Source organism: Streptomyces sp. NPDC052701 (assembly GCF_040678355.1).
In the GTDB taxonomy this organism is placed as follows: domain Bacteria; phylum Actinomycetota; class Actinomycetes; order Streptomycetales; family Streptomycetaceae; genus Streptomyces.
On sequence record NZ_JBFATO010000004.1, the window covers coordinates 165,106 to 188,364 of the forward strand.

The 23,259-nt window shown below is 73.0% G+C and carries 19 protein-coding genes and 2 tRNA genes; 4 read left to right on the plus strand and 17 right to left on the minus strand.

Annotation, left to right across the window (positions count from 1 at the left end; genetic code table 11):
- Positions 1 to 20: 20 nt before the first annotated feature.
- Both AB0L29_RS07560 and leuS read right to left on the minus strand, forming a co-directional pair.
- Positions 21 to 758, minus strand: a complete 738-nt coding sequence (locus AB0L29_RS07560; RefSeq protein ID WP_365824375.1) for a hypothetical protein — start codon at positions 756 to 758, stop codon at positions 21 to 23.
- 377 nt (positions 759 to 1,135) lie between these two features.
- Complete coding sequence (gene leuS, locus AB0L29_RS07565; RefSeq protein WP_365824377.1) at positions 1,136 to 4,012, minus strand: leucine--tRNA ligase; 2,877 nt, start codon at positions 4,010 to 4,012, stop codon at positions 1,136 to 1,138.
- Positions 4,013 to 4,435: 423 nt separating this feature from the next.
- On the opposite strand from leuS, the gene AB0L29_RS07570 reads away from it, so the two are divergent.
- Together AB0L29_RS07570 and AB0L29_RS07575 are read left to right on the plus strand one after the other, a co-directional pair.
- A complete protein-coding gene (locus tag AB0L29_RS07570) occupies positions 4,436 to 5,719 on the plus strand; it encodes a cytochrome b/b6 domain-containing protein (RefSeq protein ID WP_365824379.1) in 1,284 nt (427 codons plus the stop codon).
- A complete protein-coding gene (locus AB0L29_RS07575; RefSeq protein ID WP_365824381.1) occupies positions 5,716 to 7,326 on the plus strand; it encodes an NADH-ubiquinone oxidoreductase-F iron-sulfur binding region domain-containing protein in 1,611 nt (536 codons plus the stop codon). The genes AB0L29_RS07570 and AB0L29_RS07575 overlap by 4 nt, the downstream gene beginning before the upstream one ends.
- 115 nt (positions 7,327 to 7,441) lie before the next feature.
- Here AB0L29_RS07575 and AB0L29_RS07580 read toward each other — a convergent pair.
- The 9 genes from AB0L29_RS07580 to AB0L29_RS07620 form a co-directional block, all read right to left on the minus strand.
- Positions 7,442 to 7,514, minus strand: a tRNA-Ala gene (locus tag AB0L29_RS07580).
- A 143-nt stretch (positions 7,515 to 7,657) separates the two neighbouring features.
- Positions 7,658 to 7,891: a hypothetical protein gene (locus tag AB0L29_RS07585; RefSeq protein ID WP_006136074.1), complete on the minus strand. Its 234-nt coding sequence runs from the start codon at positions 7,889 to 7,891 to the stop codon at positions 7,658 to 7,660.
- Positions 7,892 to 7,894: 3 nt separating this feature from the next.
- Positions 7,895 to 8,068, minus strand: a complete 174-nt coding sequence (locus tag AB0L29_RS07590; protein WP_365824383.1) for a hypothetical protein — start codon at positions 8,066 to 8,068, stop codon at positions 7,895 to 7,897.
- A 242-nt stretch (positions 8,069 to 8,310) separates the two neighbouring features.
- A tRNA-Ala gene (locus AB0L29_RS07595) sits at positions 8,311 to 8,383 on the minus strand.
- A 95-nt stretch (positions 8,384 to 8,478) separates the two neighbouring features.
- Positions 8,479 to 9,156 (minus strand): histidine phosphatase family protein, encoded by a 678-nt coding sequence (locus tag AB0L29_RS07600; RefSeq protein WP_365824385.1) that lies wholly within the window; start codon positions 9,154 to 9,156, stop codon positions 8,479 to 8,481.
- Entirely contained in the window at positions 9,147 to 9,593 is a 447-nt protein-coding gene (gene rsfS / locus AB0L29_RS07605) for a ribosome silencing factor (protein ID WP_365824387.1), read from the minus strand. The genes AB0L29_RS07600 and rsfS overlap by 10 nt, the downstream gene beginning before the upstream one ends.
- A gap of 108 nt (positions 9,594 to 9,701) precedes the next feature.
- Complete coding sequence (locus tag AB0L29_RS07610; protein ID WP_365824389.1) at positions 9,702 to 11,450, minus strand: LCP family protein; 1,749 nt, start codon at positions 11,448 to 11,450, stop codon at positions 9,702 to 9,704.
- A gap of 16 nt (positions 11,451 to 11,466) precedes the next feature.
- Positions 11,467 to 12,189, minus strand: coding sequence for a nicotinate-nucleotide adenylyltransferase (nadD, locus tag AB0L29_RS07615; protein WP_365824391.1), 723 nt, complete (start codon positions 12,187 to 12,189; stop codon positions 11,467 to 11,469).
- Positions 12,190 to 12,309: 120 nt separating this feature from the next.
- A complete protein-coding gene (locus AB0L29_RS07620; protein ID WP_365824392.1) occupies positions 12,310 to 12,477 on the minus strand; it encodes a hypothetical protein in 168 nt (55 codons plus the stop codon).
- A gap of 457 nt (positions 12,478 to 12,934) precedes the next feature.
- Between AB0L29_RS07620 and AB0L29_RS07625 the strand changes: the two genes are divergently transcribed.
- On the plus strand, positions 12,935 to 14,065 hold the full coding sequence (locus AB0L29_RS07625; protein WP_365824394.1) for a M48 family metallopeptidase: 1,131 nt from the start codon (positions 12,935 to 12,937) through the stop codon (positions 14,063 to 14,065).
- Between the two features lie 80 nt (positions 14,066 to 14,145).
- Here AB0L29_RS07625 and AB0L29_RS07630 read toward each other — a convergent pair whose 3' ends face one another.
- The 5 genes from AB0L29_RS07630 to proB form a co-directional block, all read right to left on the minus strand.
- Entirely contained in the window at positions 14,146 to 15,216 is a 1,071-nt protein-coding gene (locus tag AB0L29_RS07630) for a hypothetical protein (protein WP_365824396.1), read from the minus strand.
- Positions 15,217 to 15,316: 100 nt separating this feature from the next.
- A complete protein-coding gene (locus AB0L29_RS07635; RefSeq protein WP_365824398.1) occupies positions 15,317 to 15,913 on the minus strand; it encodes a hypothetical protein in 597 nt (198 codons plus the stop codon).
- A 117-nt stretch (positions 15,914 to 16,030) separates the two neighbouring features.
- A complete protein-coding gene (locus tag AB0L29_RS07640) occupies positions 16,031 to 17,317 on the minus strand; it encodes a glutamate-5-semialdehyde dehydrogenase (protein WP_365824400.1) in 1,287 nt (428 codons plus the stop codon).
- 106 nt (positions 17,318 to 17,423) lie between these two features.
- A complete protein-coding gene (locus AB0L29_RS07645; RefSeq protein ID WP_365824670.1) occupies positions 17,424 to 17,882 on the minus strand; it encodes a hypothetical protein in 459 nt (152 codons plus the stop codon).
- 193 nt (positions 17,883 to 18,075) lie between these two features.
- Positions 18,076 to 19,221 (minus strand): glutamate 5-kinase, encoded by a 1,146-nt coding sequence (gene proB / locus AB0L29_RS07650; RefSeq protein WP_365824402.1) that lies wholly within the window; start codon positions 19,219 to 19,221, stop codon positions 18,076 to 18,078.
- Positions 19,222 to 19,655: 434 nt separating this feature from the next.
- Here proB and AB0L29_RS07655 point away from each other — a divergent pair, with 434 nt between their 5' ends.
- A complete protein-coding gene (locus tag AB0L29_RS07655; protein ID WP_365824672.1) occupies positions 19,656 to 21,707 on the plus strand; it encodes a hypothetical protein in 2,052 nt (683 codons plus the stop codon).
- 153 nt (positions 21,708 to 21,860) lie between these two features.
- On the opposite strand, the gene AB0L29_RS07660 is transcribed toward AB0L29_RS07655, so the two are convergent.
- Positions 21,861 to 23,036: a glycosyltransferase family 2 protein gene (locus AB0L29_RS07660; protein WP_365824674.1), complete on the minus strand. Its 1,176-nt coding sequence runs from the start codon at positions 23,034 to 23,036 to the stop codon at positions 21,861 to 21,863.
- Positions 23,037 to 23,259: the final 223 nt, after the last annotated feature.

Below are 23,259 nucleotides of genomic sequence, written 5' to 3' on the forward strand. Positions count from 1 at the left end.
CCGGGGCGCGCGCGACCGGATCAAGTGGTGCTCTCGGGACGGGGCTTCTTCTGCCAGGGGTACGTGGGACGGGCTGCCGGCGGGGTGATGGCGGGCCGCGCGGGCTCCTCCGCCGTGCTGTCCGACCGCGCGGCGTCCCGCCAGGTCTGTCCGGGCGTCGGACGGTCGGCGGCCGGTGCCTCGGGCCACGGCGCTGGTGTGGGCTGCGACTCCGGCGCGGTCCAGTGCCGAAGTGCCCCGGCCTCCATGTCGATCTGCGCGCTGAGCGCGTCCAGGTCGTCGTCCGCGAAGCGGCGTGCGCGGTCGCGGGCCGCCCAGCGCAGGGAGTCCGCCGCCCCGGTGATGCGCTCGGTGCGCTCGCGCAGGCCGGGCAGCCGCTCGGCGAGCGCGGTGCGGTCCGGTTCGGACTCCAGGCGCCTGAGCTCGCCGTCGAGTTCGTGCCCGTGCGCGCTGAGCCGCTCGAAGAGGGCGAGGGACTCCTTGAGCGACTCGTCCTCGGCCGCGCCCGCGTGCAGCGCGTCCTGCGTGGCACGCATCGACGTGCGCAGCTTCAGGCGCAGTTGGGCGATCTCGCCCCCGGGGCCGAACTGCGCCAGGGACTTGGCGCGCAGCGTGTGGTCCTCGACCGTGCGGCGGGCCTGCGTGAGGGTGCGGTCCACGCCGCGCTTGGCGGCACCGACCGCCTTCACCGTCGCGTAGGCGCCGAGCACGACGATGAGCACGAAGAGCAGGGCGAACACTGCGATCACTGCTTCCACGATGCTCCTCCTCCGGCCCTTCGGCCTGCCGCGCCACTTCTCAACGGTAAACGCAACGGGCAGGCCCGAAGTTCCAGAAAAACCCCGAACCTGCCCGTAGGGGATCACCCCGAGCCCACCGGGGTCACCGCGTACGCGACACGCCCGCGCCGACGCCGTACGCCTCCACGTACCCCGTACGCCCGAGTCCACGTACTCCCGAGCCCACGTACCCCGTACGCCCGAGCCGGACCCCCGCCCGAGCCGGGCTCGGGTCCGGACCCACGCCCGAACCTGACCCACACCCGAACCGGACCCGTACTCGCACCAAGCCCGTGCTCACACCGGGCCCAGCCCCGGACCCGGACCCGGCCCCGGACCCAGGCCCAGCCCCGGACCTACGCCGGAACGATGTTCACCAGCTTCGGCGCCCGCACGATCACCTTGCGGATCCCGGCCCCGTCCAGCGCGGCGACGACCTTGTCGTCGGCCAGCGCGACCTTCTCCAGCTCCTCCTCGGAGATGGACGGGGAGACCTCCAGCCGCGCCTTGACCTTGCCCTTGACCTGCACGACGCAGGTCACGGTCTCGTCGACCACGTACGCCGGGTCGGCGACCGGGAAGTCCTGGTGGACGACCGAGTCGGTGTGGCCCAGCTTGCGCCACAGCTCCTCGGCGATGTGCGGGGCCAGCGGGGCGATCAGCAGCACCAGCGGCTCGGCGACCGACCGCGGCACCGGGTTGCCCGACTTGGTCAGGTGGTTGTTCAGCTCGGTGATCTTGGCGATCGCGGTGTTGAACCGCATGCCCTCCAGGTCCCCGCGCACGCCGTCGATCGCCTTGTGCAGGGCGCGCAGCGTCTCCTCGTCCGGCTCGGCGTCGACGACGGTGACCTCGCCGGTGGTCTCGTCGACGACGTTGCGCCACAGCCGCTGCAGCAGCCGGAACTGGCCCACCACCGCGCGCGTGTCCCACGGCCGGGACACGTCCAGCGGGCCCATGGCCATCTCGTACAGGCGCAGCGTGTCGGCCCCGTACTCGGCGCAGATCTCGTCCGGAGTGACCGCGTTCTTCAGGGACTTGCCCATCTTGCCCAGCAGGCGGCTGACCTTCTCGCCCCGGTGGTAGTACGCGCCGTCGCGCTCCTCCACCTCGGCGGCCGGCACCGCGATGCCCCGGCTGTCGCGGTAGACGTAGGCCTGGATCATGCCCTGGTTGAACAGCTTGTGGAAGGGCTCCGCCGAGGAGATGTGGCCCAGGTCGTACAGCACCTTGGACCAGAAGCGCGCGTACAGCAGGTGCAGCACGGCGTGCTCGGCGCCGCCGACGTACAGGTCGACGCCGCCGTGCGGCCGGCCCTCGCCCGGGCCCATCCAGTACCGCTCGACCTCCGGGTCCACCAGCCTGTCGCCGTTGTGCGGGTCCAGGTAGCGCAGCTCGTACCAGCAGGAGCCGGCCCAGTTGGGCATGGTGTTGGTCTCGCGGCGGAACTTGCGGGGACCGCGCCCGTCGCCCAGGTCCAGGGTGACGTTGACCCACTCCTCGTTGCGCGACAGCGGCGTCTCGGGCTGGGTGTCGGCGTCGTCCGGGTCGAAGGTGCGCGGGCTGTAGTCCTCGACCTCCGGCAGCTCCAGCGGCAGCATCGACTCGGGCAGGGCGTGGGCGACGCCGTCCTCGTCGTAGACGATCGGGAAGGGCTCGCCCCAGTAGCGCTGGCGGCTGAACAGCCAGTCGCGCAGCCGGTAGTTGACGGTGCCCTCGCCGATGCCCCTGGACTCCAGCCACTCGGTGATGCGGGCCTTGGCCTCGACGACGCCCAGACCGTCCAGGGAGACCTCGTCACCGGTGGAGTTCACGATCTTCGCGTCGTACGACACGAAGGCGTCGTCCCACGTCGAGGGGTCGGTGCCGCGCCCGTCGGTCGGCTCGACGACACAGCGCATCGGCAGCTCGAAGGCGCGCGCGAAGGCGAAGTCACGGCTGTCGTGCGCCGGGACGGCCATGATCGCGCCGGTGCCGTAGCCCATCAGGACGTAGTCGGCGATGAAGACCGGGATCTTCTCGCCGGTGACCGGGTTGGTGGCGTACGCGCCCGTGAAGACGCCGGTCTTGTCCTTGGCCTCGGCCTGCCGCTCGACGTCGGACTTCGAGGCGGCCTGCGCGCGGTAGGCGGCGACGGCCTCGCCCGGGGTCGCGTGACCTGCGGTCCACGCCTCACGGGTGCCCTCCGGCCAGGCGGCCGGGGTGAACTTCTCGACCAGCGGGTGCTCGGGCGCCAGCACCATGTAGGTCGCGCCGAACAGGGTGTCCTGGCGCGTGGTGAAGATCGTGACGTGCTCGCCGTCGATCGGGAAGTCGACGCGGGCGCCCTCGGAGCGGCCGATCCAGTTGCGCTGCTGCAGCTTGATGGCCTCGGGCCAGTCCAGCTCGTCCAGGTCCTCCAGCAGCCGGTCGGCGTAGGCGGTGATGCGCATGTTCCACTGGCGCAGCTTGGCCTTGAAGACCGGGTAGTTGCCGCGCTCGGAGCGGCCGTCGGCGGTGACCTCCTCGTTGGCCAGCACGGTGCCCAGGCCGGGGCACCAGTTGACCGGCGCGTCCGAGGCGTAGGCCAGGCGGAACCCGCCCAGGACGTCGGCGCGCTCGGCCTCGCTCAGTTCGCCCCACGCACGCGTGTGCCCGGGCACGGGACGCTCACCGGACTCGAACTGCGCGACCAGCTCGGAGATCGGACGGGCCTTGCCGGCCTCCTCGTCGTACCAGGAGTTGAAGATCTGCAGGAAGATCCACTGGGTCCACTTGTAGTAGTCCGGGTCGATCGTGGCGAACGACCGGCGCCTGTCGTGGCCCAGGCCCAGCCGGCGCAGCTGGCTCCGCATGTTCTCGATGTTGGCCTCGGTGGACACGCGCGGGTGCGTGCCGGTCTGCACGGCGTACTGCTCGGCGGGCAGGCCGAAGGCGTCGAAGCCCAGGGTGTGCAGGACGTTGTGGCCGGTCATGCGCTGGAAGCGCGCGAAGACGTCGGTGGCGATGTAGCCCAGCGGGTGCCCGACGTGCAGGCCCGCACCGGAGGGGTACGGGAACATGTCCATGATGAACTTCTTGGGCTTGGCGACCCGCTCGGGGTCGCCCGCCAGGTCACCCTTCGGGTTGGGCGCCTCGTAGGTGCCCTCGGCGTCCCAGAAGTCCTGCCAGCGTGCCTCGATCTCGGCAGCCATGGCGGCCGTGTAGCGGTGCGGCGCCGCCACCTCGGCGGCGGCGGGGTTCGTCTCGCTCATGATCCTCAAAGCTCCATCGATCGTCTCTGCCGGCGGCTGTGACACTCAGGAAACGAAAAATCCCCTCGCACAGGAGGGGACGCCGCGCCGATTCCGACCACCCGTGACGCCGGGGGTCGGGACTGATCAGCGCGGCCCGCTAAGCAGAAGGCGCACGGCACGCATGGCGCTAGGGTACCGCAGGCCCTCGGCGCCCCGCGACGCGCTTCCGGCGGGGCGACGGGCCGACGAACCCTGAACCCAAGTCAAAGAATCTTGAACCCAAGTCAAAAATTACTCCGCGTAACATCCGCTAAGGGACATCACAACGACCAGATCGTCCTTTGGTAACGGCGCAATAACTCAAATCTCGTACTCCTCGGTATGACGCCGCTTAGAGTGCCGCTCCGGGACCGCTTTCCCGAACCGCTCGGAGTTGCCCCCATGAACCCTCGTCGCAGTAACAGCTCGCTCCCCAAACCAGGCCGCTCGGCCTACGGGGCGGCGACGGCTGCCGTCCTGCTGCTCATACCCGTGATCGTGCTGGTCGGAGGTGACAAGTTCCAGGAGTTCCTCAACTTCGGCGCGGGCGTGCTCTCCCTCGTCTCGCTGAGCTGCTCGGTCATCTGGGGCCTGTTCGCCCAGGACCGGATCTTCCTCAACGCGCGCCAGCGGATCATCGGGCAGGCGGTCCACCGGACGACCGCGGTCGCCTCGATCGCGTTCCTGCTGCTGCACATCACCACTAAGCTCGCGCTCGACCACACCGAGCCGATCGCCGCGCTGATCCCCTTCTCGCTCGGCTTCACCGGCAGCGAGGGGCTCATCGGCCTCGGCTCCCTGGCCGGCCTGCTCATGATCTTCGTGGGCATCACCGGCGCGCTGCGCAGCGCCTTCGCCTCCCCGGCCCCGGTCGCCGCCCGCTGGCGCGCCATGCACATGCTGGCCTACCCCGCCTGGTGCGCGGCGCTGATCCACGGCCTCTACGCGGGTCGCGCCGCGAAGCCGATCTTCGTCTTCCTGTACAGCCTGGCCCTGCTCGGGGTCATGACGGCCCTGGCGCTGCGCGCGGCGCCCCGTCCGGTCAAGCGCAGGGTCGCCGACCGGATCGCCGCCCTCCTCGGCACCGAGGAGCGCTCGGCCCGCGACGAGCTGGAGGAGAGCCGGTCCCGGGCGACCGAGTCCGCGCTGCCCGGCTACGAGGACCGGCGCGCCCGCACGAAGGCCTCCGGCCCGCTGTACGAGACGGCCGAGCGCGCCGTCGCCGCCCAGGAGGCCGTGAACGGCTTCGCGGCCGCCTACCGGGCCGTCTCGACGCCCGCCCGCCCGCAGCAGCCCTTCGCCGCCGGCCAGACGGCGCGCATGGACCTGCCGCTGGACATGCAGCCCACGCAGGCCGTCCCGCGCGTCGACGGCCCGGGCAGCACCTCGGGCAACTGGCCGATCCCGTCCCCGCCGCCCGTCGGCGAGGCCCCGCCGTCCGCCTACGACCCGCTCAACGACACCGGATACACCATCCCGGTCTATGACAATTCGGCCGCCTCCGGGTACGGCTCGAGTGATGTGTACGACACCGCTGAGACGAACGCCGCCTTCGGCACGTACAACCCGAGCGACACGTACAACAACAGCGGTCCCGCCACTGAAACACTGCCCGGTGCCTCCTACGACTTCGGCGCACCGGGTTCGGGCGAACCTTGGAACACGCCTTCCGGAGGCTTTAAGTGAACGAGGCCCTGCCCGACGTACCCGAAGTCCGCGTGGTCGGTCTTCCCCAGCTCACGTCGGGCTTCGACCTTGTCGAACGACTTGACCTGCCCATGCACCTGAAGGTGCACGGGCCGCTCGAACCGATGGGCGGCGAGCAGCTCGCGCAGCTCGCCGAACGCATCAACCTCAGGGGCCGCGGCGGCGCGGGCTTCCCCTTCCACAAGAAGCTGCGCTCGGTCGCCGAATCGGCGATCAAGCGCGGCGTCCGGCCGGTCGTCGTCGTCAACGGCAGCGAGGACGAACCGGCCTGCCGCAAGGACACGGTGCTGATCAACCGTGCCCCGCACCTCATCCTGGACGGCGCGCTGCTGTGCGCCGAGGCGCTGGGGGCCCGCACGCTCGTCGTGGGGGTCACCCGCGAGTCCACCCAGCGCTCCATGGAGGCCGCGCTCGCCGAGCGCGGCCTGAGCAACGGGCGCCGGTCGGCGCTGCGCGCACGGGTGCAGCGCAATCCGGTCCGCATGGTCACCGGGGCGGCCGCCTCCCTGATCCGCTCCATCGACGGCGGCCCGGCCGTCCCGCCGGGCCGCAAGATCAGCGCCTCCAAGAGCGGCGTCGGCGGCGCGCCGACCCTGCTGTCCAACGCGGAGACCTTCGCCCAGCTGGCGATCGCCGCCCGCATCGGCCCGGAGCGCTACGGCAACACCGGCCTGTACGACGAGCCGGGCACCGTCATGCTCACGGTCTCCGGCGCGGTCGCCCGCCCCATGGTGATCGAGGTCCCGACGGGTGTGCCGCTGCGCTACGTCCTGCAGCTGGCCGGCGCCCCGCCGGTGCCGCAGGGCGTGCTGACGGGCGGCTACCACGGCAAGTGGATCGACGCGGCGACCGTCAACGAGGCGATCGTCTCGCGCAACTCCCTGGACGCGGTGGGCGGTTCGCTCGGCGCCGGCGCGATCCTGCCGATCAGTCAGGAGACCTGCCCGCTGGGCGAGTCGCTGCGGGTGGCCCAGTGGCTGGCCGAGGAGAGCGCGGGCCAGTGCGGCCCCTGCTACCTGGGCCTGCCGGCCGCCGCACGCGGCTTGGAGGACATCCTCAACGGCGGCGGGCCGGCCGCGCTGGAGGCGCTCAAGCAGGTCGCCAAGAACGTGAAGCGGCGCGGCGCGTGCTCGCACCCGGACGGCTCGGCGATGTTCCTGGAGTCGACCATCAAGGCGTTCACCGACGACCTGGCCGCCCACGTCCTCGGAAACGGCTGCGGACGGCCCGTGGAGGGCGTTCTGCCGCTCTTCGAGGGGGGCAGGGCCCCGACGGGCGTCCCGGGCGGCGGAGCGGCCGAGGAGACCGGCCCCAGCCGCCAGAAGATCTACGTCGACTGGACGCTGTGCCGGGGCCACGGCCTGTGCGCCGACATCCTCCCGGAGGTCTTCCAGCTCGGCGCCGACGGCTTCCCGACCGTGGCGCAGGCCTCGGTGCCGCGCTACGCCGAGGCCAAGGCGCTGCGCGCGGTGCGCCGCTGCCCGGCGCTGGCCCTGCGCATCGAGGAGGACACGCGTGGCCAGGCGCCTTCCCGGAACCTCCCGGTCCTGTCCCAGGGCCGCGGCCGCCGCGCCCTGGGCCGCTGAGCACGCGGGACGGCGGCACGCCCCGAGCGGGGCGGCCCGCCGTCCCGCCGGCACGCCTCGCCCTCCACGCAACGAAAGAAGGCCATCCGATCGGATGGCCCTCTTTCGACTCTTGTGGAGCTAAGGAGAATTGAACTCCTGACCTCCTGCATGCCATGCAGGCGCTCTACCAACTGAGCTATAGCCCCTGGCGGTCACGCGGCGGAGCCGCGTATTCGACCTCGCCGCCCGGTTTCCCCGGCGGCGACGCCAACATTACACGGTCCACCGGGTCCAACACCAAATCGTTTCCGTTCTGTCCGGATGCGGCACCGATGTCGGATCTCGCCGGTCAGGCCGTGACGAACGAGTAGAAGCGCTTGAGGGTGCAGTGCTCCTCCAGGAGCCGGCCGTAGATCGGCTCGCCCTCCAGCTCGCGGTACGTCTCGATCGGGTCGCCTTTTATGATCAGCGCCCGCGCGCACTCCTCGCACCAGTACTGGTAGTCGGGATTGATCGGCTCCATGTCGCGGACGATCGGGGTCCCGCTGCCGCACCAGTCGCACTTCCGCCTGTGTGCACCCATCGGTCAGCTCCAGCTGTGGCCGCAGGCCGTGCACACGTAGGAGATCCCGCCGTTGTCGCCGAGGACCTGGGCGACGTGCGCGGAGCCGCAGGAGGGGCAGCTGAGGCGGGTCCGCTTCCCCCGTGTCAACGCTGCTCCGAGAAGGCGGTCGACCTCCTCGAGGATGCTCGCAGGCATCGCAACTCCCTCCCGTCGGGCCGCGCCCCCTTCCGGCCGTCTGATTCTGCCACGGCCGGGCCGATACGGTCAGCGACGCCGTGGTGCCGGTCCGGACACGGCGCACGCCGCGGCCCTCCCGGCCGGCGCGTCTCCGCACGCCGACGACGCCTCCACCGAGGTATACGCCTGCCGGGGCCCACCCGCTCAAGCGCGCGCAACGAAAAATCCCGCCCCCCTGGGAGGGGGACGGGATTCGACCGTGGAGCTAAGGAGAATTGAACTCCTGACCTCCTGCATGCCATGCAGGCGCTCTACCAACTGAGCTATAGCCCCTGGTGTTCTTCCCGCTCGGCGGGGCGAACAAGAAGAACTTTAGCCTGTGACCTGCCGGAAAGTGAAATCCGGGTCCCAGGGCCCCCGGCACCGGCTCAGTCGTCGTCGCCGAGCACCGGTTCGGGCAGGGTGCCGGCGTTGTGCTCCAGCAGGCGCCAGCCGCGGGCGCCCTCGCCGAGGACGGACCAGCAGCAGTTGGAGAGCCCGCCGAGGCTCTCCCAGTTGCGGGGCTCCAGGCCCAGCAGGCGGCCGATGGTGGTGCGGATGGTGCCGCCGTGGCTGACCACGACGAGCGTGCCGTCCTCGGCGAGCTTCTCGGCGTGCCGGAGTACCACGGGGGCGGCGCGGTCGGCGACCTCGGTCTCCAGCTCGCCGCCGCCGCGACGCACCGGCTCGCCGCGCTTCCAGGCGGCGTACTCCTCGCCGTGGCGGGCGAGGATCTCCTCGTGCGTCAGGCCCTGCCAGACGCCCGCGTAGGTCTCGCGCAGGCCCTCGTCGAGGGTCACGTCCAGACCGGTGAGCGCGGCGAGCTCGGCGGCCGTGCCGGCGGCCCGCTGGAGGTCGGAGGCGACGATCGCGTCCGGCTTGAGGGAGGCGAGCAGCCGGGCGGCGCGGCGGGCCTGGGCGACGCCGGTCTCGGTGAGCGGAACGTCCGTGGTGCCCTGGAAGCGGCGCTCCACGTTCCACGAGGTCTGGCCGTGGCGCCACAGGATGATGCGGCGGCCCCGGCGCGGCCCGCCGGCACCCGCCTCACCGGCGGCGCTCACCGCCACTCACCGCCCAGGTCCGCCGCCTCCTCCGCGGCCTGCAGCCTGGCGTGCTCCTCGGCCTTGCCGCGGGTGGCCCGGGCGTCCTCGGGGAGCTCAAGCTCGGGGCAGTCCTTCCACAGCCGCTCCAGGGCGTAGAAGACGCGTTCCTCGCTGTGCTGCACGTGGACGACGATGTCGACGTAGTCGAGCAGGACCCAGCGGGCCTCGCGGTCGCCCTCACGGCGTACCGGCTTGGTGCCGAGCTCCTTCAGGAGTCGTTCCTCGATCTCGTCGACGATCGACTTGACCTGGCGGTCGTTGGGCGCGGAGGCCAGCAGGAACGCGTCCGTGATGGACAGCACGTCGCTGACGTCGTAGGCGACGATGTCGTGCGCCAGCTTGTCGGCGGCCGCCTGGGCGGCGGTGTTGATGAGTTCGAGAGAGCGGTCGGTCGCGGTCACTACACGGCTTTCGGTCGGAGGTCACTTGCCATCAAGGGTCTCACGGACCGCCGGGAGCATCCCGGGTGATTCCCGGCGGTCCGCCGTGCCGTGCCGTCCGGCGGCCGGTCACGACGACGGCTCGTAGTCCTGGCCGAGGACCACCGAGACGTCCGCGTTCGCGGTCGCCTCGCCCTTCGTGACGGAGCCGGCGGGCAGGCCGAGGGTCTTGGCGACCTCGGTGGCGTTCTCCTTGTCGGCGGCGTCGGCGTAGGTGACCCGGGACGTCGCCTGCGCGGCGGCCGTGCCGCCCTCCAGGAAGGTGAAGCCGCCGTTGAGGAGCACCACGCGGGCCTTCTCCGTGGTGTCCCCCACACCGGTGGCGTTGCGGACGGAGACGCTGACGGCGGCGCCCTTGTCGGGGCTCTTGGCGGTGCCGCCGAGGACGTCCTTGACCACGCTGTCGCTCGCCTGGGCGCTGAGCGTGCCGTCGGCCTGGACCGGCAGCAGGGCGGTCGTGTGGTCGCCGCCCTTGGCGAGGTCGGCGAGCCGGGCGAGGAAGCCCGCGAGCTCCTTGTCCGTCAGGGGCGGCTCGATGATCTGGCCCAGCGTCTGGATGGTGGTCGTGGCGGCGTCCGGGTCGGAGGTCATCTTGCGCAGGACGCCCTGCATGACCTGCCCGAACCGCTCCAGCTGCGCGTTCTGGGCCTCGCCGGGGGCGCGGTAGGTGGCGTAGGCGACGGCCATCTTGCCGCTGAGGGTCTGGCTCTCGCCCCGGTTGACCAGGGGGGCCTCGCCCTTCTTCTCGGCCGCCGGGTCGGGAACGTCGGTGTTCGTGTCGATGTCGATGGTGCCGACGAGGTCGACGAGGTTCTGCAGGTAGGGGGTGTCCAGTCGCCAGGTGCCCTCGATGTCGGTGCCGAGGACCGTGTCCAGTGCCTGGCGGGTGCCTTCGGAGCCGTCGTCCTCGACCGACTGGGCGAGCGTGGTCGTGGAGCCGTCGTCGCCGGTCAGCGCGAGGGAGTTGGGCAGCAGGACGGTGGTGCCCTGCTTGGTGGTGGTGTTGTCGACGAGCAGCGCCGTCGAGGTGCCGCCCTTCTTGGTGTCGTGCAGGTGGACGACGATCACGTCGCGCTTCTGGGCGCCCGCGGAGGTGGTGGTGCCGGTCCCGGAGCCGGACGAGGACAGGCCCGGCAGCTTCCCGGCGTACCAGAGGTAGCCGACGCCGCCGGCCGCGGCCAGGGCCAGGACGACGGCCAGGGCGAGCACGCGCGCGCGGGCGCGGCGCCGGGCCTCCTCGCGGCGCTCGGTGCGGTTCTCGGTGAACTTGAGCCAGTCGATGACGTCCTCGGAGTCGTCGTCGGGCTCCTCGACGAAGGCGAACTGCTCGGTGCGGTACTCCCGGCCGTCCTCGGCCCGCTCCGCCGGCTCCGGGGCCTGGGGCTCCTCGGGCGGGCCGGCCTGCTGCGGGATGTGGGCGGTCTGTTCGGCGGTACGGGGCTGCGCGCCGCCGCCCGCGGCCTGCTGCCCGTAGGGGTCGTACGGCGTGGCGGCCCCGGCGCCCGGGTGGCCCCCGGTGCCGTACGGGTCGTACGGGTCGTAGCCGTCGTACGAGGGGGCGGGAGCCTGCAGGCCGGTGTCGTGGGGGGTGTACGGGTGCGCGGGCTGCTGCTGTCCCGTGGTGTACGGGTCGTAGGCGTAGCCCTGCTGCCCGTACTGTCCGTGCTGCCCGTCCTGCGTGTACTGCCCGTCCTGCGTGTACGGGTCGTGGGTCTGCGGCTGGGCCGGGATCTGGCGGTAGACAGGCCGGCCGTACTCGTCGTAGCCGACGAGCTCGTACTGGTCGCCCTCGTGGCCCGCGTCGTATCGGTCGTTCACCGGTGCCCCTCTCGGCTCACTCGCCGCGGTACAGCTGGCGCTTGTCGATGTAGCGCACGACTCCGTCCGGCACCAGGTACCAGATGGGGTCGCCCCCGGCGACTCTCGCACGGCAGTCCGTGGAGGAGATGGCGAGGGCCGGGACCTCGACGAACGAGACGCCGCCCTCGGGGAGGCCGGGATCGTCGAGGTGGTGGCCCGGGCGGGTGACCCCGACGAAGTGCGCGAGGGAGAACAGTTCCGCGCTGTCCCGCCAGGTGAGGATCTGGGCGAGGGCGTCGGCTCCGGTGATGAAGAACAGGTCGGTGTCCCGGTTGAGCGCGCGCAGGTCGCGCAGGGTGTCCACGGTGTAGGTGGGGCCGCCGCGGTCGATGTCGATGCGGCTCACCGAGAACTGCGGGTTCTCGGCGGTCGCGATGACCGTCATCAGGTAGCGGTCCTCGGCCGGGGAGACCTTGCGGTGGCTCTTCTGCCACGGCTGGCCGGTGGGCACGAACACCACCTCGTCGAGGCGGAACTGCGCGGCGACCTCGCTGGCCGCCACGAGGTGGCCGTGGTGGATCGGGTCGAAGGTGCCGCCCATGACGCCGAGACGGCGCCTGCCCTGGTGCGACGGGCCCTTCGCGGGGCCGTTTCCCGGGGCGTCGGCACGACGGGGCGCCGGGCGGCGTCCGGCGCCGGGCACCTGGTCCCGTGCCGTGTCGTCCGCCGGACCGGTAGGCATGTCCTGCTCTCCCATGCGTGCAGACCCTACCGGCCCGGTCCGAGGGCTCCGTCCTCCCCCGCGTCCTGCGCTCCGTCCGGCGGGAGGCGCCCCGTGCTTCCACGGGCGCTCCCGCGGAAGGGGGGCCGTGCGGGCTCAGCGGTCGCGGTTGAAGCGGGTGGTGACCCACAGCAGGAGCAGCAGGACGAACAGCGCGCCGCCGCCGGTCAGGTAGGGGCTGAGGCTCGCGTGGTTGCCGCCGTGCTCCCCGCCCTCGGCGGCGAGGGTGGTGGCCAGCTGGGCAGCGGTGCTGTGGAAGCTCATCTTCGGCAGGACCTATCGCGTGTCGGCGGGACAAAGACGTCGGCTCATCGTAAGCGGGCCGCCCGGGCGCGATCACGCCGACTCCGCCCTTGCGGCACACCGGATCGCGCCGGGTCCGCGGCGCGCGGGCCCGGCGGGGAACCTTCCCGCCGGCTCGGTCGTCCTTCCGTCCGTAGGCCCGCAACAGGAACCACGCGGTCAGCACACAGCCCACGACCACCACGAGCCGGAACGACCGGAACGACCGGAACGCCCCGGAGCAGGTTCCCCGCCCCTGCCGCCCGGCGGCGCTCGCGGCCCGGACGAGCCGGGCGGCCGGGGGCGGTGCTCCATCGCACGCGCTCCTTCGCCGTACTGCCCGTCCACGGTGTCTCCGCCTAGGCTGGACTCCGCCTCGGGACGCGAAGGCCCGTACAAGGGGCCGCAAAGGTCCATCCATACGCACATGGGGGAAGACATGGCCGACGGCCGAGAGCACGACGGACCCGAGCAGGTGCCGAGCAGACAGCGCAGGCGCTTCCCCGGGATCTCCTCGCGTGCGTACGAACATCCCGCCGACCGCTCGGCCCTGGTGGCCCTGCGCAAGCTGAGCGGTTTCGACACGGTCTTCAAGGCCCTCAGCGGGCTGCTGCCCGAGCGCAGTCTGCGGCTGCTGTTCCTGTCCGACTCGGTGCGCGTCTCGGACCGGCAGTTCGCCCACCTGAACGACATGCTGCGGGACGCCTGCTACATCCTGGACCTGGAGAAGGTCCCGCCGATGTACGTCACGCAGGACCCGCGGCCGAACGCGATGTGCATCGGCCTGGACGAGCCGATCATCGTCGTCACCACCGGGCTCGTCGAGCTGCTCGACGAGGAGGAGATGCGGGCGGTCGTCGGCCACGAGGTCGGGCACGCGCTGTCCGGGCACGCGGTGTACCGCACGATCCTGCTGTTCCTGACCAGCCTCGCCGTCCGGGTGGCCTGGATCCCGCTGGGCAACTTCGCGATCATGGCGATCGTGACCGCGCTGCGGGAGTGGTTCCGCAAGTCGGAGCTGTCGGCGGACCGCGCCGGCCTCCTCGTCGGCCAGGACCTGCAGGCCTCCATGCGGGGCCTGATGAAGATCGCGGGCGGCAACCACCTGCACGAGATGAACGTCGACGCGTTCCTGGAGCAGGCCGAGGAGTACGAGTCCGGGGGGGACCTGCGGGACTCCGTGCTGAAGATCCTCAACGTGCTGCCGCGCTCCCACCCCTTCACCACCGTGCGGGCGGCCGAGCTGAAGGAGTGGGCCGGGTCCCGCGACTACCAGCGGCTCATGGACGGCCACTACCCGCGGCGGGACGAGGACAAGGACACCTCGGTACGGGACTCGTTCCGGGAGTCGGCGTCGGCCTACGCCAGCCAGGTGAAGAGCTCCAAGGACCCGCTGATGAAGCTGGTCAGCGATCTCACCGGCGGCGCGGGCGACCTGGGCGACCGGATGCGGCGCGGCTTCGGCGGCTTCACCGGCTCCGCGCCGAAGCCGCCGGGGGGCCCGGAGACGCCGGGGGCGCCGGGCACGTCGGACGCGCCGGGGGACCGGCCGCCGCGCGGGGACGTGTGACGGGTCCGCGAGGACGACCGGGCCGGCCCCGTCGCCGGCCGGCCTCCCGGCCCCGGGTCCGGTGCCGGAGGGACCCGCGTCTACACCTTCGGCTGCGCGCTCGTCGCCAGTGAGCCGCACAGGGCCGTCGCGCCGTCCGTGGCGTACGGGTCCGTGCCGGCCGGGGCGCCCGCCTCGGCCGTCTGGCCGGCGAGGAGGGGGCGCAGGCGGTTGGCGGAGTCCTCGGCGCAGGCCAGCGGGCCGGCCCGGACGTAGGAGACGACGAGCCGGGCCTGGTGCAGGCGCAGGTCCTCGCGGTCGAAGCGGAACTGCAGCTCGCGGCGGACGGTGAACAGCGACGCCTCGGCGCCGTCGCCGGCGCCGGCCGGGCGCAGCGCGTAGACGAAGGTGTGGTCCGCGGTGACCTCGAGGGTGGCCGGGTCGGCCTCGGTGGCCCGCAGGGTGCCCTGGACGCGGATCTTCAGGTCGGCCAGCTCGGCGCGGGAGGAGTCGAAGCGGACGAGCCACCCCGTCGGCGCGTGCCGGCCGTCGGCGGCCGGATGCGTGAAGCTCCGGCCGAACTGGTCGAGCTGGTCGGGGTGGAGCAGCGCGCGCACCGGGCGGATCTGCCCGCCGGTGAGCACGGCCGGGTCGAGCGCGGACCGGACGATGTAGTCCTTGGCGGTGGTCAGGGCGGCGACGACCTGGCTGTCGGAGAAGTGCGCGGTGCGCCGGGAGGCGGGCAGCGGGATGCCCTCCGCGCCGGTCCGGAACTGCGCGGCGGGGCTGCTCGCGTACAGCCGCTCCACGTCGGCGGTGCCGGGGACCTCGCCCTGCGGGGCGAGCGGGACGACGGTCATCCGCAGCGGCTCGGCGGGCTTCTGGGCGACGGGGGTCTGGTAGGGGTGGCGTACGCCCATGTAGATCGCGGTGCCGAAGGCCAGGGCGATCAGCAGGACCAGCACGAGCGCCTGCCGGGGCAGGCCGCGGCGCAGGGGCGGGCGACGGCGTACGGCGGGGGCGTGGTCGGAGATGCGCTCCTGGGCGGAGTACTCCTGGAGCCGGGCAGCGCGGACGAACGATTCGTCGAAGACGACGGACCGGTACTCGTCCTCTCCACCTCCTGGGGCGCCCTCGGGTGTCCCCTCCGGTGGATCTCCAGGCCCTCCCATATCTTCAGGGTAGGTCGCCGGGAGCCCAGGTAAACGCCCTGCCGAACGCCAAGTTCTGACAGGTTCTCACCGGGGATCGCCGGTGTGCCGGCAGGCCGGCTCAGGGGCTGCGCGGGATCACCGAGACGGCCGGCCGGGAGGAGTCGGCGGAGGCGGAGGGGGCCGCCGCGCCGCCCTGCTCCGGACCGGTCGAGGCGGGCGGCGGAACCTGGTCCTGGCGGTGGGAGGAGGCGCCCCGGTAGACGGCCGCGAAGGCCAGGGCGACCATGCCGACGCCCATCACCAGGGCGAGGATCCATGCGACGGGGCGGTGCCAGCGGACCTGCTTGCCGTACGGTCCCGGGGCGCCCCCGTAGCGGTCCTCCAGGACGTCGGGATCGTCCGGGTCGTCGAGGGCGGCGTCGTGGCCGAAACCGCGGCGCCCGTCGCCGCCGTACCCGTCGTCGTACCGCTCGCCTCCGGGGCGGGCCCGGCGGGCCTCGGCCTCGGCTCTCGCCTGGGCGGCGGCCAGGAGGCGTTCGACGGCGGTCGGCTCGTGCACCACGGCCGCGCGTACGAAGGCCTCGTCGAAGACCACGGAGGCGAACTCTTCGTCCGACACCCCGCGGTCGTGGTCGTCGTCGGGCTTCCAGCCGTCAGGGAACGGCGTGCCCCCCATGTCCTCCGGCACGGATCCAGAGTAGACCTGGGGGGTCATTTTGGGCAGACGGTATGGAAATTCATCCACCTGCCGAGACGGCTCCCGGCCGGCCGCGCGCGGCAGGCACCCGGCCGCGGCGCCCCCGGCCCGCGCAGGCGCGCCCCGCCGCACACCTCAGCGCCGTACGTGCCCGTCCCCGGTCACGATGTACTTCGTGCTGGTCAGCTCCGGCAGCCCCATCGGCCCCCGGGCGTGCAGCTTCTGCGTGGAGATGCCGATCTCCGCGCCGAAGCCGAACTGGCCGCCGTCGGTGAAGCGGGTGGAGGCGTTCACCGCGACCGTGGTGGAGTCGACCAGCTGGGTGAAGCGGCGGGCCGCCTGCTGGGAGGTCGTGACGATGGCCTCGGTGTGGCCGGAGGTCCACAGGCGGATGTGCTCGACGGCCTTGTCGAGGGAGTCGACGACGGCGGCGGCGATGTCGTACGAGAGGTACTCGGTCTCCCAGTCCTCGGCGGTCGCCTCCACGACCGTCGCGCGGGAGTTCTTGGCGTACGCCATCACGCGCTCATCGGCGTGCACGGTGACGCCCGCGTCCGCGAGGGCGTCCAGGGCGCGCGGCAGGAACTCGGGGGCGATGTCCTGGTGGACCAGGAGGGTCTCGGCGGCGTTGCAGACGCCGACCCGCTGGGCCTTGGAGTTGATCAGGATCTCCACGGCCGTGTCGAGGTCGGCCCGGGCGTCGACGTAGACGTGGCAGTTGCCGGTGCCGGTCTCGATGACGGGCACGACGGACTCCTGCACGACGGTGTTGATCAGGGACGCGCCGCCGCGCGGGATGAGGACGTCGACCAGGCCGCGGGCGCGCATCAGCTCGCGCACGCTGTCGCGGCTCTCGCCGGGCACGAGCTGGACCGCGTCGGCGGGCAGGCCCGCCCCGCCCACGGCGTCCCGCAGCACGCGCACGAGCGCGGTGTTCGACCGGTACGCCGAGGAGGAGCCGCGCAGCAGGACCGCGTTGCCGGACTTCAGGCACAGGGCGGCGGCGTCGACCGTGACGTTCGGCCGGCCCTCGTAGATGATCCCGACGACGCCGAGCGGCACGCGGACCTGGCGCAGGTCGATGCCGTTGGGCAGCGTGGAGCCGCGTACGACCTCGCCCACCGGGTCGGGCAGGGCGACCACGTCCCGCACGTCGGAGGCGATGGCGCGCACCCGCTCCGGGGTGAGCGTGAGCCGGTCGACCATGCCCTCGCTCATGCCGTTCTCGCGGGCCTTGGCGACGTCCTGGGCGTTGGCCTCCACGATCTCGCTCGTGCGGACCTCCAGCGCGTCCGCGACGGCGAGCAGCGCGTCGTCCTTCTCGGCCCGCGGCAGCGGGGCGAGGGTCGCCGCGGCGGCCTTGGCGCGGTAGGCGGCCTGGGTGACCGGGGACATCGAGTCGTACGGCGAGAGCGTGGTCATGAGGGAAGGGTAGTGCGCCGCGGGGGCCCGTTCACCGCTCGTTCCACACCCCGAGACGTCCTCCGAGACGTTCCCGGGACGTTCCCGGGACGGATCGAGGGTGGGATCAGAAGGGGTGGACTCCGACCGGGGACGCCGGGGCCGGCCCGTAGCCCTCGGCGACGCGCTGGTGGTAGGTGGCGCGGTCGATGACCTCCAGGCCGACGATCTCCCAGGGCGGCAGCCCGGCGGTCTGCCGGTGCTCGCCCCACAGGCGCAGCGCGACGGCGGCCGCGTCGTGCAGGTCGCGGGCCTCCTCCCAGTAGCGGATCTCCGCGTGGTCGCCCGCGTACCTGCTGGTCAGGAGGAAGGGATGGTCGTGGGCGAGCTGCTCCAGGGCCCGGCGGACCTCGGTCAGCGGGGCCTCCCGCCCGGAGACGCTGAGGGTGACGTGCCACAGGCGCGGGGTGTCCTGCGGCTCATCGCCCCGGAACCGGGCCCCGGCGGCCACGCTCGTCAGGGGGCGCTGCTCGCCGGCCGCCCGGGAGCCGGCACCACCGAGGGACGCCGCCGTCCCTGGGCGCACTCGTCTCACGACGGCCTCCTTCACACAGCGGTGCTCGTGCGGTTCGTGTCCCTGGGACAAAGTTGAGCAGGCCGGGGGAGATCGCGGGGGCGGTTTTGCGGAACGTCCACCGCCGAGGGCGGACGTTTCAACTCATTGCGGATGCCCGCGCGGGTCCTTCACGGGTGCCCGCGGGCGCCCCGCGCCGGTCCGCTCACGGGTGCAGGACCACCAGGTCGTCCCGGTGCACGACCTCGCGCTCGTAGGCCGGCCCGAGCTCGCGGGCGAGGTCGTGGGTCGAACGGCCGATGAGCCGGGGGATCTCCTTGGCGTCGAAGTTGACGAGTCCGCGGGCCACCGCGCGCCCCTCCCCGTCCCGCAGCTCCACCGGGTCGCCGGCGCCGAACTCGCCCTCGACGGCGCAGATGCCGGCCGGCAGCAGCGACTTGCGGTGCTCCACGACCGCCCGTACGGCGCCGTCGTCCAGCGTGAGCGCGCCCTGCGGGGTGGAGGCGTGCTGGAGCCACAGCAGCCGGTCGGCGGACCGCTTGCCGGTGGGGTGGAAGTAGGTGCCGGTGTCCTGGCCGGCCAGCGCGTCGGCGGCGTGGACCGCGCTGGTCAGCACCACGGGGATGCCGGCGGCGGCCGCGATCCGGGCGGCCTCCACCTTGGTGACCATGCCGCCGGTGCCGACGCCGGCCTTGCCGGCGCTGCCGATCTCGACGTGCGCGAGATCCTCCGGCCGCCGCACCTCGGCGATCCGCGAGGTGCCCGGCCTGCCGGGGTCGCCGTCGTACACGCCGTCCACGTCGGACAGCAGCACCAGCAGGTCGGCGCGCACCAGGTGGGCGACGAGCGCGGCGAGGCGGTCGTTGTCGCCGAAGCGGATCTCGTCGGTGGCGACGGTGTCGTTCTCGTTGACGACCGGGAACGCGCCCATCGCGAGCAGCTTGTCCAGGGTGCGGGAGGCGTTGCGGTGGTGGGAGCGGCGGCTCATGTCGTCGGACGTGAGCAGCACCTGGCCGACGCGGACGCCGTAACGGGCGAAGGAGGCGGTGTAGCGGGCGACGAGCAGGCCCTGGCCGACGCTGGCGGCGGCCTGCTGGCGGGCGAGGTCCTTGGGACGGCGGCGCAGACCGAGCGGGGCGAGACCGGCGGCGATGGCACCGGAGGAGACCAGGACGATCTCCTTCTCCCCCGCGCCCTCGGCCGCCCCCGTCCCCCGCGCCTTGGCGAGGACGTCGACGAGCGCGTCGACCCGGTCGGCGTCCAGGCCGCCCGAGGCGGTGGTCAGCGACGAGGAGCCCACTTTGACGACGATCCTGCGCGCTTCGCTCACGGCCCGCCTTGCCCCTGCCACCTTGCCGTCCGTCCCCTCGCGTCGATTCGGTCGCCCACCGGGCAATCTACGCCAGACGGAGTGCGGGGCGTGCCACCGGTCCAGGCTGCGGACAGCGCGGACGCGCACGGAGCAGCCCCGGCCGGCCGGCGGCCCGGGCTTGCGGGCGGCGGCGTCCCCGTGCGAGGCGGACCCCGCCGGGTCCGGCGGGCGGGCGGCGGCGCAAAGAGCCCATGGCACCCCGCGGTCGGGCCCATAGCACCCCGCGGCCGTCCGGGCCTCCAGGGACACGCGCGTGTCGTCCGGAGGCCGCCGGGCGTTAACCCGGACGCCCCTCCCGCGACGGAACTGGAGTGACCGCAGTGCCCCTGCCCCCGCCCCGCCGCCGGCAGCCGCCGGCAGGCCGCCCGGACCCCGGCCGGCCGCGGCGCACGTCCGGCCGGCTCCGCCGGACCGTGCGCCTGCCCCGGCGTCCCACCGCCGCCAAGGCGCTCCTGGCGGCCGCCACGGCCGCCGCCTTCGGCGCGCAGGCCGTGGCGGCGCTGCTGCCCCACGTGCCGCTGCTGCTGGCCGCGACCGCCGCCTCCCTGGCCGCCGAGGGCGCCCTGTACCGCTGGCAGCGCGGGATGCTGGCGCTGTTCGCCAAGTCGCACGCGGACCTGACCGTGCGGCACGTCCTGCGGGACCTGCTGCTGGTCGTGGGCCTGCTGCGGCTCGGCGAGCAGCACCGGGAGCCGGTGTACGCCCCGCTGGTCGCCGGTCTGCTGGCCTTCTACGGGCTGCACTGCGCGATCCAGGCGGTGTCGGTGCTGGTGCGGCGCACCCGGACGCTGCCGGTGGTGACCCGGAACGTCGACGCCTCGGCGCTGCGGCTGTCCACCGCCCCGCCGGGTCCGCTGCGCCGCCCCGGCCACCGGCTGCTGCTGTTCGGCCTGCCGGCGACGGCCGGGCTGCTGGTCACGGCGGCGGGTGACGCTCCGCTGTACGGCGCCGCGGGCCTGGCCGTCTCCCTCCTCCTGGCGCTGACCGGCCTGGGCGTGCTGCTGCTCCGGCTGCTGCCGGGCCGCCGTCCGGCCGGCGAGCAGGAGGTGCTGGAGTGGTTCGACGCGTGGCTGGCCGCGTACCGGCCGACCGTCGGCCTGTACTTCTCCGGGGGCGCGTCCTCCGCGTACCAGGCGAACATGTGGCTGGAGCCGCTCGCGAAGCTCGACGCCCGGCCGGTGATCGTGCTGCGGGAGCGCTTCATGGTGCAGAGGATCGCCGCGACCGACATCCCGATCGTCTGCCTGCCGAAGGTGTCCACGCTGATGCGGCTGGAGCACTCCACGCTCCAGGTCCTCATCCACCCGTCGAACTCCGGCAAGACCTCGCAGGTGCTGCGCATCCCCACGATCAAGCACGCCTTCGTCAACCACGGGGAGAGCGACAAGCTGTCCTCGTGCAACCCGTACGCGAAGGCGTACGACGAGGTGTGGGTGGCCGGCCCGGCGGCGCGCGAACGCTACGCGCTGGCCGACGTGGGCGTCGAGGACAAGGACGTGGTGGAGATCGGCCGCCCGCAACTGGACGCCGTGGTCCCGTACGCGGGGCCGCCCACCGGGCCGTACACGACGGTCCTGTACGCGCCGACCTGGGAGGGCTGGGACGGCAATCCCGGCAACACCTCGGTGATCGAGGCCGGGGAGAACCTCGTCCGCGCGCTGCTCGCGGACCCGGGCGTGCGGCTGCTGTACAAGCCGCACCCGCTGACGGGGTCGGTGGATCCGCGGGCGGGCGCGGCCGACCGGCGCATCCGGGAGCTGATCCGGGCGGCGAACCGGCGGCGGCCGGGGTCCCGGCCCGCCGCCGGCGCCGGACTGGCACGCCTCACGGCGGAGCTGGACCGGCTGACCACCGCGGTCTTCCGGCCCGGCGCCGACCAGGTCGAGCGGATGCTGGTGCAGTCGGCGCCGGAGCCGGGGCGGGCCGAGGCGGTGGCGCGGGCCACGGCCGCCTGGGAGGAGGCGTACTGGGCCTCCCTGCCGGAGGGGGAGCACCAGGTCGTCACGGACGTCCGGCCCTCGCTGTTCTCCTGCTTCGACCAGGCCGACCTGCTGGTCAGCGACGTGTCGAGCGTGATCAGCGACTTCCTGGCGAGCGGGAAGCCGTACGCGGTGGCGAACACCAGCGGCTTGCCGGAGGACGCGTTCCGCAGGGCCTTCCCGACGGTGGCGGCGGCGACCGTGCTGACGCCGGACGCGGCCGGGGTGCCGCGCCTGCTGGAGACGGTCCGGCACCCGGAGCGGGACGAACTGGCCGGGGCACGGGCCGAGTTGAAGCTGCGGCTGCTGGGCCCGGCCGATCCGCCGTCCCAGGACCGGTTCGACGCGGCCGTACAGGCCCTGCGCGCGGCGGCCCGTGAGCACCGGGCGCGCGTGGCGGAACGGCTGGCGGCGGAGCTCCCGGCCCAGCGGCGGGCCACCGGCCGGGACCGCGTGCCCGCGCAAAAGCCCGGGACCGCCCCGTAGCCCCCACCCCGGGTGGCGGTCCGGTGGTCCCGTGCTCCGGGGCCAGCGGACCGCCCCGCAGGCGCCCCGTGGTCCGCCGGGCCGCGGCACCGGCCGCCCGGCGGACCGCGCGGCACCGGCCGCCAGCGGGCCACGGAGCGCCGGGCGGGCCCGTCAGGCCGTCGTGGCCGTGCCGCCCGGGGTCGGCCGCTTCAGGGAGTCCAGGACGCGGCGGGCCCTGCGGGCCGCGCGGCGCAGGAAGAAGTCGGCGCCGCCCTCGCGGTAGCCGGGGAAGACGCGGGCCTCGCGGGGCTCGGCGAGGTAGACGGAGTCGGGGATGCCCGCCGCGCGGTCGCGGAAGTGCGGGTAGACCAGGTAGAGGCGACGGCCCCGCTTCTCCAGCAGGGCCGGTGCCTGCTTCTTGGCCTTGACGAACTTCACGACGTCCAGGAGGAGGTCGGGGCGCTGTGCGGCGACCAGGTGCAGGCGCAGGCGCTCCTCGACCTTGAGGTGGCGGGCGACGCCCTCGGTCCAGTAGGCGTCCATCAGCGGCTTGGCCAGCTCGAACTTGTGACGCCGCGTCTCCTCGCCGTCCTTGAGGTACGTGGGCCCGAACTGCGGGAGCAGCGTGATGAGGAAGGGGCGCACCATGAGCTGGTCGCGCCGGGGGCCGGCGGGGACGTGCTCGGCGATGAGGTTCATCAGGGCGCGCGCGGAGTCGAAGCGCAGCGTGTAACCGCCGCTCTTGGTGACGTGCTTGCCGTCGTCGCGGCCCACCAGGTAGTAGCAGGTGTAGTCGGCGATCACGGAGACGCCGTCCGCCCGCAGGTACGCCTCCATCGTGAACAGCGCGTCCTCGCCGGTGAACAGCGACTCGTCGAAGCGCATGCCGTGCCGGGTCAGCAGCTCGCGGCGGAACAGCTTCTGCGCGCTGAGGGTGAACTTGATGTTGGAGGAGAAGACGTCCGTGCGCTCCAGCGTCCGGCCCCACATCGACTTGGGCGCCGAGCGGTTGACGCCCTCGACCCGGCCGAGCACCACGTCCGTGCCGGCACGGTCGGCCATGGCGACCATCCGCTCCAGGGCCTCGGGGCCCAGCCGGTCGTCGGCGTCGAGGAAGAACACGTACCGTCCGGCCGCCTTGCCGAGGCCGACGTTGCGCGGGCCGCTGGGGCCGCCCGAGTTGTCCTGCCGGACGACGGTCACCGGCATGGGCGCGCGCTCGGCGAAATCCTCCAGGTACTCCCCTGTCCCGTCCGTCGACCCGTCGTCGACGGCTATGACCTCGATGCGTTCCGGGTCGATGGTCTGTGCCTCGACGGACGCCAGGCACTCGACCAGATACGGCATCGCTTCGTACGCCCCGATGATCACACTGACATCAGGCTGCGTCACGTTTCCCCCTCGTCAACGGATATTTCCCCCGGTATCTCCTTATGCGCTACCTGTTAGACGGATGCTCCGGGCAAGCGGTTGCCCCGAGCCCTCCTTTCCGTGATCCATCTCACACGGTGTCAGGTGGGCGCACGGCGGGTGTCCCCGGCGGGGGCGCCCATGCGCACGGGCGGGGACA

Excerpts from the sequence above, each read along its gene's own strand:
- leuS (WP_365824377.1), bottom strand. The coding sequence starts at position 4,012 with ATGAGCGAGACGAACCCCGCCGCCGCCGAGGTGGCGGCGCCGCACCGC.
- AB0L29_RS07570 (WP_365824379.1), top strand. The coding sequence starts at position 4,436 with ATGAACCCTCGTCGCAGTAACAGCTCGCTCCCCAAACCAGGCCGCTCG.
- AB0L29_RS07585 (WP_006136074.1), bottom strand. The coding sequence starts at position 7,891 with ATGGGTGCACACAGGCGGAAGTGCGACTGGTGCGGCAGCGGGACCCCG.
- AB0L29_RS07590 (WP_365824383.1), bottom strand. The coding sequence starts at position 8,068 with ATGCCTGCGAGCATCCTCGAGGAGGTCGACCGCCTTCTCGGAGCAGCG.
- nadD (WP_365824391.1), bottom strand. The coding sequence starts at position 12,189 with ATGGGAGAGCAGGACATGCCTACCGGTCCGGCGGACGACACGGCACGG.
- AB0L29_RS07620 (WP_365824392.1), bottom strand. The coding sequence starts at position 12,477 with ATGAGCTTCCACAGCACCGCTGCCCAGCTGGCCACCACCCTCGCCGCC.
- AB0L29_RS07625 (WP_365824394.1), top strand. The coding sequence starts at position 12,935 with ATGGCCGACGGCCGAGAGCACGACGGACCCGAGCAGGTGCCGAGCAGA.
- AB0L29_RS07630 (WP_365824396.1), bottom strand. The coding sequence starts at position 15,216 with ATGGGAGGGCCTGGAGATCCACCGGAGGGGACACCCGAGGGCGCCCCA.
- AB0L29_RS07635 (WP_365824398.1), bottom strand. The coding sequence starts at position 15,913 with ATGACCCCCCAGGTCTACTCTGGATCCGTGCCGGAGGACATGGGGGGC.
- AB0L29_RS07640 (WP_365824400.1), bottom strand. The coding sequence starts at position 17,317 with ATGACCACGCTCTCGCCGTACGACTCGATGTCCCCGGTCACCCAGGCC.
- AB0L29_RS07660 (WP_365824674.1), bottom strand. The coding sequence starts at position 23,036 with ATGCCGTATCTGGTCGAGTGCCTGGCGTCCGTCGAGGCACAGACCATC.